The organism is Avibacterium paragallinarum, assembly GCF_900450705.1.
In the GTDB taxonomy this organism is placed as follows: Bacteria; Pseudomonadota; Gammaproteobacteria; order Enterobacterales; family Pasteurellaceae; genus Avibacterium; species Avibacterium paragallinarum.
Genome location: NZ_UGHK01000002.1, coordinates 399,444 through 413,726 on the forward strand (window position 1 = coordinate 399,444; position 14,283 = coordinate 413,726).

13 protein-coding genes and 2 pseudogenes are annotated in these 14,283 nt (G+C 38.0%); 12 read left to right on the forward strand and 3 right to left on the reverse strand.

Going from position 1 to position 14,283, the window contains the following annotated elements; genetic code table 11:
• The first annotated feature begins 2 nt into the window (after positions 1-2).
• The 6 genes and pseudogenes from parC to DXZ23_RS06675 all read left to right on the forward strand — a co-directional run bounded on the left by parC (position 3) and on the right by DXZ23_RS06675 (position 6,589).
• Positions 3-2,252 (forward strand): DNA topoisomerase IV subunit A, encoded by a 2,250-nt coding sequence (parC, locus tag DXZ23_RS06650; protein ID WP_017806215.1) that lies wholly within the window; start codon positions 3-5, stop codon positions 2,250-2,252.
• A 151-nt stretch (positions 2,253-2,403) separates the two neighbouring features.
• Positions 2,404-3,934, forward strand: a pseudogene (locus DXZ23_RS06655) (YjjI family glycine radical enzyme).
• On the forward strand, positions 3,934-4,731 hold the full coding sequence (locus DXZ23_RS06660) for a 4Fe-4S cluster-binding domain-containing protein (RefSeq protein WP_017806214.1): 798 nt from the start codon (positions 3,934-3,936) through the stop codon (positions 4,729-4,731). Before DXZ23_RS06655 ends, DXZ23_RS06660 begins: the two are co-directional and overlap by 1 nt.
• 141 nt (positions 4,732-4,872) lie before the next feature.
• Positions 4,873-5,541: a CsgG/HfaB family protein gene (locus DXZ23_RS06665; RefSeq protein WP_017806213.1), complete on the forward strand. Its 669-nt coding sequence runs from the start codon at positions 4,873-4,875 to the stop codon at positions 5,539-5,541.
• A gap of 17 nt (positions 5,542-5,558) precedes the next feature.
• Positions 5,559-5,927, forward strand: coding sequence for a DUF4810 domain-containing protein (locus DXZ23_RS06670; protein ID WP_017806212.1), 369 nt, complete (start codon positions 5,559-5,561; stop codon positions 5,925-5,927).
• Positions 5,924-6,589: a DUF799 domain-containing protein gene (locus DXZ23_RS06675; protein WP_017806211.1), complete on the forward strand. Its 666-nt coding sequence runs from the start codon at positions 5,924-5,926 to the stop codon at positions 6,587-6,589. Before DXZ23_RS06670 ends, DXZ23_RS06675 begins: the two co-directional genes overlap by 4 nt.
• A gap of 90 nt (positions 6,590-6,679) precedes the next feature.
• Here the strand turns inward: DXZ23_RS06675 and tnpA are convergent, their stop codons facing one another.
• Positions 6,680-7,096, reverse strand: coding sequence for an IS200/IS605 family transposase (gene tnpA / locus DXZ23_RS06680; protein WP_017805593.1), 417 nt, complete (start codon positions 7,094-7,096; stop codon positions 6,680-6,682).
• A gap of 45 nt (positions 7,097-7,141) precedes the next feature.
• Here tnpA and DXZ23_RS06685 point away from each other — a divergent pair, with 45 nt between their 5' ends.
• Together DXZ23_RS06685 and DXZ23_RS06690 are read left to right on the forward strand one after the other, a co-directional pair.
• Positions 7,142-8,278 (forward strand): RNA-guided endonuclease InsQ/TnpB family protein, encoded by a 1,137-nt coding sequence (locus DXZ23_RS06685; RefSeq protein ID WP_035695615.1) that lies wholly within the window; start codon positions 7,142-7,144, stop codon positions 8,276-8,278.
• Positions 8,279-8,439: 161 nt separating this feature from the next.
• On the forward strand, positions 8,440-9,240 hold the full coding sequence (locus DXZ23_RS06690; protein WP_021724514.1) for a replication initiation protein: 801 nt from the start codon (positions 8,440-8,442) through the stop codon (positions 9,238-9,240).
• A gap of 404 nt (positions 9,241-9,644) precedes the next feature.
• On the opposite strand, the pseudogene DXZ23_RS06695 reads toward DXZ23_RS06690, so the two are convergent.
• Positions 9,645-10,309: pseudogene (locus tag DXZ23_RS06695) on the reverse strand (integrase domain-containing protein); the annotation flags it as partial.
• Positions 10,310-10,427: 118 nt separating this feature from the next.
• On the opposite strand from DXZ23_RS06695, the gene DXZ23_RS06700 reads away from it, so the two are divergent.
• From DXZ23_RS06700 to DXZ23_RS06720, 4 genes are all read left to right on the forward strand, one after another.
• Complete coding sequence (locus DXZ23_RS06700) at positions 10,428-11,276, forward strand: hemin receptor (protein WP_103846642.1); 849 nt, start codon at positions 10,428-10,430, stop codon at positions 11,274-11,276.
• Positions 11,239-11,835, forward strand: a complete 597-nt coding sequence (locus DXZ23_RS06705) for a C39 family peptidase (RefSeq protein ID WP_017806206.1) — start codon at positions 11,239-11,241, stop codon at positions 11,833-11,835. Before DXZ23_RS06700 ends, DXZ23_RS06705 begins: the two co-directional genes overlap by 38 nt.
• 2 nt (positions 11,836-11,837) lie before the next feature.
• Positions 11,838-12,545 (forward strand): AAA family ATPase, encoded by a 708-nt coding sequence (locus DXZ23_RS06710; protein ID WP_017806205.1) that lies wholly within the window; start codon positions 11,838-11,840, stop codon positions 12,543-12,545.
• 304 nt (positions 12,546-12,849) lie between these two features.
• Entirely contained in the window at positions 12,850-13,218 is a 369-nt protein-coding gene (locus tag DXZ23_RS06720; protein WP_017806204.1) for a hypothetical protein, read from the forward strand.
• Between the two features lie 126 nt (positions 13,219-13,344).
• On the opposite strand, the gene DXZ23_RS06725 is transcribed toward DXZ23_RS06720, so the two are convergent.
• Positions 13,345-14,226: a phage integrase N-terminal domain-containing protein gene (locus tag DXZ23_RS06725; RefSeq protein WP_017806203.1), complete on the reverse strand. Its 882-nt coding sequence runs from the start codon at positions 14,224-14,226 to the stop codon at positions 13,345-13,347.
• Positions 14,227-14,283 lie beyond the last annotated feature (57 nt).

Sequence of the window (14,283 nt, forward strand, 5' to 3'; positions counted from 1 at the left end):
TTATGGCTGAAATTAATTACGAAGGCATTGAGCAAATGCCACTGCAAAACTTTACGGAAAGTGCTTATTTAAACTATTCGATGTACGTCATTATGGATCGGGCATTGCCCTTTATTGGCGACGGGCTGAAACCTGTGCAACGCCGTATTGTGTATGCGATGTCTGAGCTGGGCTTAAACGCCACGGCGAAATATAAAAAATCTGCCCGTACTGTGGGGGACGTGTTGGGGAAATTCCATCCGCACGGCGACACCGCTTGCTATGAAGCTATGGTGCTAATGGCTCAGCCCTTTTCTTATCGCTATCCGCTCATTGACGGCCAAGGCAACTGGGGGGCTCCGGATGATCCGAAATCCTTTGCGGCAATGCGTTATACCGAATCGCGTTTAGCCAAAATTTCAGAAATTTTGCTCAGCGAGCTGGGCCAAGGCACGGTGGAATTTCAGCCCAATTTTGACGGCACGCTAGAAGAGCCTGAATATTTACCTGCTCGCCTACCGCATATTTTACTTAATGGCACAACGGGAATCGCCGTGGGAATGGCAACGGATATTCCCCCACACAATCTCAATGAAGTAGCCGATGCGGCGGTAATGCTGTTGGATAACCCAAAAGCCAATTTAGATGATGTAATGAGCGTGCTGCAAGGGCCTGATTATCCAACGGAAGCGGAAATTATTTCGAGCAAAGAAGATATTCGTAAAATTTACGAGCAAGGACGCGGCTCAATCAAAATGCGTGCGGTATGGAAAAAAGAAGATGGCGAAATCATCATTAGCGCACTGCCCCACCAAGCCTCGCCATCAAAAATCATCAGCCAAATCGCGGAACAAATGAATGCGAAAAAACTGCCGATGGTAGAAGATATTCGTGACGAAGCGGATCACAATAACCCAATCCGTATCGTGCTAGTGCCACGTTCCAACCGCGTGGATACCGATGCCCTAATGGCGCATTTATTTGCTACCACGGATTTAGAAAAAAGCTATCGCGTCAATATGAATATGATTGGTTTGGATAACAAACCTGCGGTGAAAAATCTAGTGCAAATTCTCACCGAATGGCTGACTTTCCGCCGTACCACTGTAACCAGACGGCTACAACATCGTTTAGATAAGGTACTAAATCGCCTGTATATTTTGCAAGGATTGATGATCGCATTCCTGAATATTGATGAAGTCATCGCCATTATTCGTAACGAAGACAAGCCAAAACAAGAACTTATGGCACGCTTTCATTTAAGCGATGAACAAGCCGAAGCCATTTTAAACTTGCGTTTACGCCAATTAGCCAAATTGGAAGAACACGAACTACAAGCGGAACAAGATAAATTAGAAGAAGAGCGGTCAAATTTAGAGCAAATTTTGGGATCAGAGCACCGTTTAAATTCGTTAATTAAAAAAGAAATTCAGCAAGATGCGAAAACCTTTGCTAATCCTCGCCTTTCCCCGATTGTGGAACGTGCGGAAGCAAAAGCGATGTCTGAAAATGAAATGACCCCAGCCGAACCCGTAACCGTGATTTTATCGCAAATGGGTTGGGTGCGTTGTGCCAAAGGCCACGATATTGATGCACAGGGATTAAGCTATAAAGCGGGCGATGGCTATCTCTCCCACGCCTGCGGAAAAAGCAATCAACCTGCCGTATTCCTTGATAGCACAGGGCGGAGCTATGCTGTTGAACCGCTTTCCTTGCCATCAGCTCGATCACAAGGCGAACCACTCACTGGCAAACTTTCCTTACCAGCAGGCGCAACGGTTTCTCAAGTGTTAATGGACAGCGATGAACAAAAATTACTAATGGCATCAGACGCGGGCTATGGCTTTATTTGCCAATTTAGCGATTTAGTAGCACGCAATAAAGCAGGTAAGGCTTTGATTTCCTTACCAGAAAATGCACAAGTCTTGCCACCATTGAAATTACAAGACAACAAAACATTACTCGTTGCTCTCACTTCTGCGGGTAGAATGCTGATTTTCCCAGTGCAAGATTTGCCTGAGTTATCCAAAGGAAAAGGCAACAAGATTATTTCCATTCCAGCAGCCAACGCCAAAGATCGCAGTGAATTACTGGTTCGTTTGTTGCTGATTTCCGAACAAGCCAGCCTCGTATTCCACTCGGGTAAACGTAAAATCACCTTAAAAACGGAAGATTTGCAAAAATTCCGTGCAGAACGAGGGCGTAAAGGCAGTGCATTGCCTAGAGGTTTACACAGTGGTGCTGAAATTGAAGTGATTGAACCAAATCAATAAGTGATATTAGAGCTGAACAGATTTTTTGTTCAGCTCTTTATTTTATCACGCCCTGTTATTCCTTTAGTCTGTGATCTAAATCACGGTAATTATTTCTTTCCTTAGGTAAAATCCCTTTCTATTCAGCGTGATTTTATATAAGGAGCAAACAATGCAAGCCTCACTACAAGATATTCTCGATGTGGTTAAAGCGAAAAATCTAACCTATCATCAAAAATTAATGAGCTTAGGCAATATTGCTGAGCGGTTATTTAACCCCATTGATTTATTAGGCTACACCGAAGAAGAATGGGAATATCTGCAAAATCAGATGATTTGTGATTTATGTGAAGGCTATGCTATTTATCGTCCACGCTATAAGTGTATATATTGAGAAAGGCTGCCAATTTCTTGAATTACCACCGCCCAAAGATCTTGATGACGTGCTAGATGGTTTGCTCATTCTCTATTCCCACGTTCCATCTATTACTACTTATCCCGTTTATATTGGACGCTTAGACGAGCTACTCGATCCTTTCATTACTGACGAAAAGCAAGATTACATCAAGATTAAACGCTTCTTAAATCACATTGATAAAACTATTGCGGATTCTTTCTGCCACGCCAATATTGGTCCTTATGACACTAAGGCTGGGCGTTTAATTTTACAGGCGGTCATTGAGCTAGAAAACACCACGCCAAATATGAGTATTCGCTACGATAAACAAAAAACCTCGCGTGAATTTGCAGAACTTGCTGCTAAAGCTTGTTTATTGGTGTCAAAACCCTCTTTTGCCAATGATCCTTATTACATTAAAGATTTGGGGGAACAATATGGTATCGCCAGTTGTTACAATGCCCTGCCTGAATGTGGAGGTGCTTATACCCTTACCAGATTGCGATTAGGCACAATCGGACGTGCTTGCTCAAGCGTTGATGAAATGGTCAATCAATTACTCCCTAAAGTGGCAAAACTCGCCCTTTCCACTATGGATAAACGACATAAATTCTTGATTGAAGAAAGCCATTTTTTTGAAAGCAATTTCTTAGTGCAAGAAGGTTTTATTAAGCGTGAAAACTTCACCAGTATGATCGCTATTGTAGGATTAGCCGATGCGGTCAATCATCTTTTACAGCAAGAAGGCATTAATGAAACCTTTGGGCAGAGCCAACGAGGTGATGAAATCGCCACGCTCATTATGGATAAATTGGAAGAAGTGAATAACGCACACAAAGGGCTTTATGTGGAGCGTACCAATAACCGTTATTTACTGCACGCACAAGTGGGAGCGAGCAATCATGAAGAAGATAAAAGGAATACGCCAGCACATCGTATTCGCGTAGGTGAAGAGCCAACATTATTGGCCCATTTAAAACAATCCGCCCCATTCCATAAATACTTCCCTTCTGGCACGGGGGATCTTTTTGCTTTTGACCAAACTTATGTAGATCATCTTGATGCGGTGGTGGATATTATTGATGGTGCTTTTGCACAAGGCTATCGCTACATTACAACTTACCTGAAAAATACCGATCTCATTCGAGTAACCGGCTATTTAGTGAAGAAAAGCGAAGTGGAACGCTATCGTAAAGGTGAAGCCGTGTTACGGGATACCACTTGGTATGGCTCAGGTACAGACGATTGTGCCAAGGTTTTCGATCGCCAATTACGCGATAAAGAAGATGTAACCGCTCATTCATAATGAAAAGCTCAGCTTCCCTCTCAGAGATCTATGTTCCTCTACATCGGATAATCCCCTTTTCCAATGTAGAGGGACAAGGCAATCGTACCAGCATTTTCTTGCAAGGTTGCAAGCTAAATTGCCTTTATTGCCATAACCCAGAAACCATTCCAAGAAAAAATAGCGAGGCCAAATTGGTCAGCTTGCAATATTTGTATGAGCAGGTAATGAACTCCGTGCCGTTTATTCGCGGCATCACCGTTTCTGGCGGCGAACCCACCATTCACCATAAAAAACTAGTGCCATTTTTCACCGCACTTCGCAAACAGGGGCTAACTTGCTATCTCGATAGTAGTGGCTTTTTTGATTATGACAGCACACAAGAACTTATTTCTGTAACGGATAAATTTCTCTTTGATCTCAAAGGCGATGGCTTAGGCTTACAAACGCTCTGTTTTGAACGCCGAAATCAACAAGGCAAAATGCCAAATCAAATTATTCCAACCAAACAACATATCAAAACAGAAAACCTTACCCGAAATTGGCAAAACCTCGCCAAATTATTACCGCACTCTAAAATTGAAGAAGTGCGGTTGGTTTTTATCAAAGATTTTTTTGATGCCTACCACTTAGTAGAAAAAGCCGCACAACTACTACGAGATTATCCCGATGGGTTATTCAAAATTATTCGCGTACATCGCAAAGGGGCAAGAGATGAAGCTGGCTTAACCCCTTTTATTCCTACAGTGGAAGAAACTCAGGCACTGGCAGCATTTGCTAAACTATGCGGTATGCAAAAAGTGATTACGATTATCTAATTTTATGGAGCGATATTAGATTAATAAATATGTTAGTCTAATACAGTCCATCGACTTGAGCTATAAAATAGCTTCTATTACAATATATAGGTATCACTCATTCATATTTTTAAACGATATCACTTACTTAGGAGAATCCATATGATTAATTCAAAAATTATAGTTATCAGTACAATTAGCCTCGCTCTTCTTTCTGGCTGTGCAGTAGAATCATCTCGAAGCTTAGATGTTGCTAAAGTGAATTCCTATAACACACAATATCATGGCATAAGAACGCCTATTTCCGTTGGAGCGTTTGAAAACCGCTCTGACTTTCAAAGAGGTATATTCTCTGATTCTGAAGATCGTTTAGGAAGTCAAGCCCAAACAATTCTTGTTACACACTTACAACAAACAAATCGATTTAATGTATTAAATAGAACCAATCTAAGCCAGTTAAAACAAGAAGCAAATATTTCACGTAAAGCCCAAAATCTAAAAGGAGCTAAATATGTTATTACTGGTGATGTAACTGAATTTGGCCGGAAAGATGTAGGCGATCATCAATTATTTGGCATATTAGGGAGAGGAAAATCACAGGTTGCCTATGCAAAAGTAGCATTAAATGTCGTTGATGTCTCAACATCTGAGGTCGTTTATTCCGTACAAGGAGCTGGTGAGTACTCTCTCTCTAATAGAGAAATTATTGGATTTGGTGGAACTTCAGGTTATGACTCCACATTAAATGGCAAGGTGTTAGATTTAGCTATTCGTGAAGCTGTCAATAATTTGACTCAGTCTATTGATAACGGAGCTTGGAAACCGAATTGATATAAGGGAAGAATAAAATGATTAAAGATTTGTTTAAACTACCGTTATTGTTGATTTTTTCTATATTCCTATCTGCATGCGGAACTTCTACAAATAATATGTATTATTGGAAAGGGTATAATAATACAGTATATGATTATCTCAAAAATGACAGCACGTCTATTAGTAATCAAATTGAAACAATGGAAAAGTACTTTAGTGATGCTAAAGATAAACAACTAGCTGTTGCTCCGGGGGCTCATGCTCATATGGGATTGTTATTGGTTCAATCTGGTCAGTTAGATGCTGCACGTCAACAATTCTTAGAAGAGAAAAAACTCTTCCCAGAATCTTCTTCATATATTAATTTTTTAATGAAAAATAAAGTCAATGGAGAACAAAAATGAGACTAATAAAGTTTTTATTTCCCTTTTTGACTGTATTCGTTTTAGCAGGATGCCAAACTTATACAGAAAAACCTATAGATTATACTGAATTTAAAAAAAGCCGCCCTAGCTCTATTTTGGTTCTTCCACCATTGAATGAATCACCAGAAGTGAATGCTAGTTGGGGAATGTTGACAGCAACAACCTATCCATTATCAGAAGCAGGTTATTATGTATTTCCTGTTGCTGTTGTTAATGAAACATTTAGACAGAACGGATTAACTAATGCTGCCGATATCCATAATCTTAAACTTGATAAATTACGTGCAATCTTTAATAATGATGCCGTTCTATATATTACAGTGAAAGATTATGGAACCCGATATCAATTAATTCAAAGCATAACTATTGTTCAAGCTGAGGCAAAATTAGTTGATGCTAAAACAGGTAAAGCATTATGGCAAGGCTCTGTTACGGCTAGTGATTCTGCAGAAAAAAGCAATAATAGTACAATATTAGGAGCATTGATTGGTGCGATTATTAACCAAATTTCTGGGACATTACTTGATAAAGGATTCGATGTAGCCCAAATAGCGGGAAGTCAATTGCTTTCACCTCAAAGAACAAATGGGATTTTATATGGTCCTCGTTCGTCTGAATATAAGATAGAAAAAAACAAATAAGTTCATAATTTATCAGATTATGTGCCGTAAAACTCCGTCCTTCAGGGCGGAGATATAAGGCACAAACGGCGTAAGCCGTTTCAAACCTAACTAATCAGGTGTTTGTTGTTGCTCAATGTATTGGCGAATAATGGAAATTGGAGCGCCACCACAACTCCCTGCAAAATAAGACGGAGACCAAAGCTGATTACCCCAAAGTTTTTTGCGGATGTTCGAGTAGTTTTTCTTCCTAATCATTCGGCTTGATACACCTTTTAAACTGTTTACAAGTGTAGATACAGCCACTTTCGGTGGATATTCCACAAGTAAATGAACGTGATCGTCTTCGCCATCAAACTCGACTAGTTTTGCTTCAAAATCGTTGCATACACTGTCAAAAATAAGCTGTAATTCACTCAACATTTCTTTTGTAAATACATCTCTACGGTATTTAGTGACAAAGACTAAGTAAACATGTATGTTAAAAACACAATGCCTTCCGTGTCGAATATCAGTTTCTTTTTGCATAGACCAAGGGTAAAATGTTGAAAACTTACATTCTAAACCTTGTCAATGCAACTACGCAAAGCCTTTAAGTTCGAGATAATGCCGAATGGCGAACAAACCCGTAAAATCAAGCAATTTTGCGGTTGTTCTCGTTTTGTGTTCAATCGGGCATTGGCTTGGCAAAATGAACAATACGAGCAAGATAACAGCTTTAAGTTCAGTTACACTAAAATCGCCAACTTGCTTCCACAATGGAAAAAAGAATTAGTTTGGCTAAAAGAATGCCATTCTCAAGTGCTTCAACAGTCTTTAAAAGACCTAGAAAGTGCGTTTAAAAATTTCTTTCAGAAACGTGCCGACTTTCCAAAATTCAAGAAAAAAGGCGTGAAAGAGAGCTTTCGTTTTCCGCAAGGTTGCAAATTAGAACAGGAAAATGACCGCTTATTTTTGCCAAAAATCGGCTGGATTCGCTATCGCAACAGCCGAGATATCGTTGGTGAAATCAAAAATGTTACCGTCAGCCAAAAGTGCGGTCGCTTTTTTGTTAGTATTCAAACTGAATTTGAGTATGAAATCCCGACACATAAAGGCGGTGAAATCGGTATTGATATGGGCGTTGCACGTTTTGTAACATTGTCAAATGGTGAATATTTTGAACCGGTTAACGCCTTTAAAACTTACAAAGGAAAATTGGCTAAACTGCAAAAGAGGCTTAAAAATAAAGTAAAATTTAGCCAAAATTGGCAGAAATTAAAGGCGAAAATCGCCAAACTGCATCATAAAATTGCTAATTGTCGCAAAGACTTCTTGCATCAGACTTCAAGCAAAATCAGCAAAAACCACGCCATGATCTATATTGAAGATTTGCAGGTGTCAAATATGTCAAAATCAGCCAAAGGTACGGCGGAAACACCAGGCAAAAATGTTGCTGCAAAATCAGGGTTGAACCAAGCGATATTAGATCAATCTTGGTTTGAGTTTCGCCGTCAGTTGGACTACAAAACGCAATGGCAAGGTGGATTTTTAGTGGCAGTGCCAGTGCAAAATACCAGTCGAACTTGCCCTTGTTGTGGTCATGTAGCAAAAGAAAATCGCCAAACACAGGCTAATTTTGAGTGTGTAGAATGTGGCTACACAGAAAATGCCGATGTGGTTGGAGCGTTAAATGTATTGGGGCGTGGGCGAGCTATCGTCCACGCGTAATAAAATGTCAGGGCAGGACATGCCCGTAGAGCTTGTGAAGTGAACTTCATTGAGAGGTCAGCAACAAGAACCCACCGAGAGTAGCCCATTGCTTGCAATGGGCACTAGTAGGAATCCCCGTCCTTTAGGGAGGGGAGGATGTCAAAAATCAATTCCCTGATGTGAACGCAGATAGGGCGTACACACAAATAAAATCAGCGATTGAGCGTATATCTGAACGTTGGGTAAAGACGGAAGATGAAAGGCACGTTACTAAATTTAGATGGGTGTCGTCTCAAACGTATTTCAAGAAAGAGGGGCGATTTAAAATAGCCTTAACTAATGAAATTATGCCTTATTTAACGCAGTTGAAAGGGCAATTTACGCAATATCAGTTAAATCATATCTCTGGCTTTTCCAGTGTTCACGCAATTCGCTTGTATGAGTTATTTACGCAGTATAAGCGATTGGGTGATCGCTATATTTCAGTGGAAGATTTGAAAAAGTGGTTACAGTTGGAAGATAAATATGAACGCTATAACAATCTTAATCAGTGGGTTTTACTTCCTGCTTTGTCTGAGATTAACGAAAAATCAGATCTCTTTGCTAAGTATGAGCCAATAAAAAAAGGGCGAAAAATTGTTGGCATTGAATTTAGCATTACATACGAAAAAACCGTAAAAAAACGCCCAAAATTCCCACATAAAAACAAGTACGGCAAGTTTGTGAAGTTAGATCGTATCGATCCTAAAATGAGTTCAGCTAAATACGGCAATTACGCAAGAGATTGCCTGAAAATCCTTGAAGATTTCTATTCAAATATTGAAGACGTACCGAATGAAGATTTGCTTTACTACTGGATTTTTTTTGCGGTAAACCAAAGCCACAAATCAAAATTAGGCAGTAAAAACACCTTCGCTGATGAGCTTAGACAGCGTGGCTATAAGATTGCTGGTTGTGAACTGGTTAAACTTGAAAAGTAAGGTGATCGGGCATACAATGGAATTAGGTCGGGGGCAGGTTGCAACCCTACCCCCTTCCTAGCCGTTAGGCTAATCTATTTAACAAGTAAACTAGCAAATTAAGCATTGCGAGTGCTTTTAAGCTAGCCGTAACAGCTAGTAAAACTAGCGTTACTATCAGGAATAATTCTGATACTTTCACATAAATCACCTCCTTAGCACTACAAGGCTAAGCGGCTAGGCTCACACTATTAGCGGTAGTGCGAGCCGCCGCCGCCATAGTGCGAGAATGATTTTAGCATAAAACCGCCTAAAAGGGCGGTTTTTGTTTTATGTAAACCCTTGTCGAGCGGGCAACTTGTTGCACGTTTGACAAGGGTTGAACAACCGAAGCCGTAGGCGTAGGGCGTTAGCTACAAGCTAAGTCAGCGACCAATACATACTGCCGTAATTTCTTCTCGGTTATGTCCCAGCTCACTGCTTACCTGCAATCTACTCTCCAAATTACGCTGTTTTTCTCCATCAGAGAGTTTTCTAGAGGTTTTTCCACCGTTCTTAGGGGAAGAGTTTCGTATCGTCTCTGTGCGTATGCGTGGCGCAAACCGTGATTTTTTAACTCCCCCACTTTTGAGGTTTGGTATTCGTAAGTTCGCATTTGTTGTTCATAATTTTTATGAGTGGGTATCAATGATTTTGTGCCACGTTGCCGGCAAAAAGTGTGTATTTCATCGAGCAAATTCCGTTGAGATTGTGATGTAACGGGGATTGTTCGTTCTCTACCACCTTTACACCAACTTCCTTTCAAGCAAATTTTAGTTCCTCGAACAGCAAATTTAGGCTGAAATTTAATCGCCTCCTCTCGTCTTAGTCCAAATTCTTGTTGAAGTAGAAGAGAGTATCTCACAAAATCATCCGTTAATGCGTCTAAACACTCCATAGAGAGGTTTTTGTTATCTACGTACTTTCGATTTTCAATGGTATAGCTCGAATTAGAGCGTTCTACGATACGAGGGTTTCCGATCCGTTCAGCAAGCCATCGTAAATGGCTCATTCTGTTTTTGATTGTACCGGTTGAGAGGTTGGGGTCAGATCAAAAACAATTCAAGTAAGAATGCTTGATGAATATGTGACTTGTTTATTTTTTGACAAGGAGGGAGAAACTATAGTAATTTGACGTTATGGAGTTAGTTAAAAAATTAAGGATATGTATGAAAAAGAAAACATTACTTTTATTTATATTAAATCCAATACTATGTTATTCAAGTGAATATAATTTTATTACCTTAAATGATGAATTTGATAGCTATGGAAAATTTACATTATTGACATCATCCTCATTCTATTTAAGAAATAGTCATGAGTTTTTGAGAAGAAATATATTTGACATAGAAAGTTATAATAACTCTTACGGAAGTGAGAAGTATCAAGTTTTATCATTTGAACAAGGGGTTAGGTATGGTTTAACAAATAAGATTAACATACTTGGAAATATTAGTGGTTCATATAGTAAATACTCATTTTTATCTAGTGAAGAAATAGGTAAGGAAAAATCATTTAATAAATTAAGGTTTGACACAATAAATATTGGATTATCCACTAAATTAAATGATTCTGAATCAGGCTGGAATAAATCTATATATTTTTCAGTAGACGCCATAAGCAAGAGAGCAAATTTATTCAAAAACTTTTATTTTGACTATATAATAGACAAAACAATAGATCCTATAGTTTTATCTTTAAAAACAGGTGTAAAATATTTCTCAAAAATAAAAAGCAGTAATCTTGATTTTAAACCATCAAATGAAATAAGTATAAAGCCTAGAGTGGATTTTTTAGTTAACCAAAAAATATCCTTAAGTTTATCTACAGAGATTCAATTAAGAAGCAGTGAAAAATATAATGGAAAAGTAACAAATGTATCTGGAATAGAAAACTTCTTATCAATGGGGATTTCGTATAATTTAGATTTGAAAAATCGTTTATATTTTGAAACTTCTTTTAATACGACGGGGAACTCAGGTGCTACAATTTACCTTAACCTTGAGAAGGATTTGTGATATAATACTCCTATTATGTATATCAGATTCTCTTCTAGCCAAAGAAATAAGCTCATACAATGAGCTTAAAAATTTTAATGTTATTAGGCAAACAAAAACCAATTCATGTGGAGCAGCGGCTCTTGCTACGATGCTTAAATATAAATTCCATCTTAGCGAAATTAATGAAGATGTCATTTTATCCAAGATGAAAAATAAAAATGAAGAAGCCTCCTTTTTTGAACTTGCAAAAATTTCAAAAACATTCAACATCAACGCTATTGGAATATCCTTAACATTAAAGGAGTTATTGAATATAAAGCAACCAGTAATTGCGTATGTAAATAACAATTTGAACAACGATCATTTTGTCATCATTAATGGTATTATTAACAAAGAATTATTAATATCAGATCCAGCGATTGGTAATTATTCATTAAGAGCATCAGATTTTGAAAAAATATGGATGTTAAGGGATGGTGAAAAAGGAGATATTTTATACTTATATAGTGAAAAAAAAGATTACTTAGAGTTTATTGATAATATTGAAAAAAAACATAGAATCTTCCTAAGGAATTAAATATGTATATATATGAAATATATAGAAAAAATAAAAATAAATTTTTTCTTGATTATTTATTTCCAATAAAATTTAATAACCCAATATCAATCTTTTTTGGTGAGAATGGAATAGGTAAATCGACTATAATGGAATCTCTAGCCGTACACCTTGGATGCCCAGCAGAAGGAGGTTCAAAAAATTTTAATTTTTCAACTGAAAATACACACATCCAAGTACCTGATATCGTGGTAAAAAAAGGAACTAGATTTCCTAAGGATGTATTTTTCTATAGAGCAGAAACTTTCTATACCTTTATGAGCGAGATGAAAAGGTTAGATACCCCAGAATCAGGAGGGGAGAAGATAAAATATTACTATGGGGGAGTTGAATTGCATAAGTTATCTCATGGCGAATCAATGAATGCACTATATACAAATAGATTTCATAAAAATGGCCTGTACATATTAGATGAACCCGAGGCATCCTTATCTCTCAACAATCAGCTTAAATTTATTGAAAAAATCGTAACCCTAAGTAGAGATGGGGCTCAATTCATCATTGCAACCCATTCACCTATTATCATGCAAACCCCTAGTTCAGAGTTACTAGAAGTAACAAAAAACGGCGTAAAAATAGTTAACTTTAGAGATACAAACGTGTACTATATGTATCGTAAAATTATGCAAGATAATTCTCACACCTATCTAAGCAGTATACTAAATCTATGAATAATCAATTAAGAGGAGTAACAGTAATGAAGAAATTTTTTATTTTATTAATAGCAATTATTTTTTCATCAGCTTCGTTAGCGAGTAGCAGTGAACTACAATCCTTATTCAAGTCATCTCAAAATAACAGTGCTACTGTGTTATCTCAGAAAGAGATGTCTGAGGTTAAAGGTGGGGCTAGATCACCCGTGTATACCTGCTCAGTGTGCGGAGCGAAACATGGAGGGGTATATTCTCCTAATGTATGCTATAACTGCTACAATAAAGGATTTAGAATAAACGGTATTAGACGTCCATAAATTTTATGGGAGTAATTGGTCCCCATGAAGGAAAAGAGCTAGATTTAATGTTAAGAGGTTTAAAAAATTTAGCTCTTTTTTATACTGATTATAATATTCCAGATGAGTTTATTCCATATCTGGAGAGTGGTTTTTTTAAAGTAAAAAAAATTAGAATAAATATTTCTAATAAAAATTTTTTTTATTACTATATAATATATAAACAAAAGCATAAAAGAAAAGCAAAAAAACTATCGCTGTTACTAGAAAAGAGTAAAAACTGCTTTAATTCAAATTATGAAAGAAAAATAGGAAAGCTATTAGGTTATAGTAAAGATGATATTGAATTTTATATAGAAACTTGTATATATAACACTATTAATTTAATACCTTGAAGAAGTGATACCTGTAGCGAAAGAGCTTTACTCCATAAAATAAAAATCCCCGTGATTATTAGCGTTTATCGGTAATAATCACGGGGATTAAGCAAAGGAACGAAGCGACTGCGGTAGCTTGCCTTGCTATCGTCCAAGATAAACAGCTGTAATTTCTTCTCGATTATGTCCCAGCTCACTGCTTACCTGCAACCTACTCTCCAAATTACGCTGTTTTTCTCCATCAGAGAGTTTTCTAGAGGTTTTTCCACCGTTCTTAGGGGAAGATAAGCCTGAAAGAGTTTCGTATCGTCTCTGCGCGTATGCGTGGCGCAAACCGTGATTTTTTAACTCCCCCACTTTTGCAGTTTGGTATTCGTAAGTTCGCATTTGTTGTTCATAATTTTTATGAGTGGGTATCAATGATTTTGTGCCACGTTGCCGGCAAAAAGTGTGTATTTCATCGAGCAAATCTCGTTGAGATTGTGATGTGATGGGGATTGTTCGTTCTCTGCCGCCTTTGCACCAACTTCCTTTCAGACAGATTTCAGTGTTTCGATCAGCGAATTTAGGTTGAAATTTAATCGCCTCTTCCCGCCTTAGCCCAAATTCTTGTTGAAGCAGAAGAGAGTATCTCACAAAATCATCCGTTAATGCGTCTAAACGCTCCATAGAGAGATTTTTAGCTTTATTGGTATGGTTATCTACGTACTTTCGATTTTCAATGGCATAGCTCGAATTAGAGCGTTCTACGATACGAGGGTTTCCGATCCGTTCAGCGAGCCATCGTAAATGGCTCATTCTGTTTTTTATTGTACCGATTGAGAGATTGGGATCAGATTTCCATTTCTCGACTAAAAATCTGATGTGTTTACCTTTTAACTGTTTAACGTCTCGGATGCCATATCCTGCGTCAGAAATTGCTTGCATTGCTGATTTAAGCGATTTATGACGTTCAGCAGCCGTACCAAAGCTCCCGTCTTTGTTGTGTTTACACAAGACGGAAACCGAATAGACCAGATCGCGCATAGTGCTCTCCGATAAATGTTGTTAAGTGTTAGTTTGATACCGATTAGAGCGTAGGTA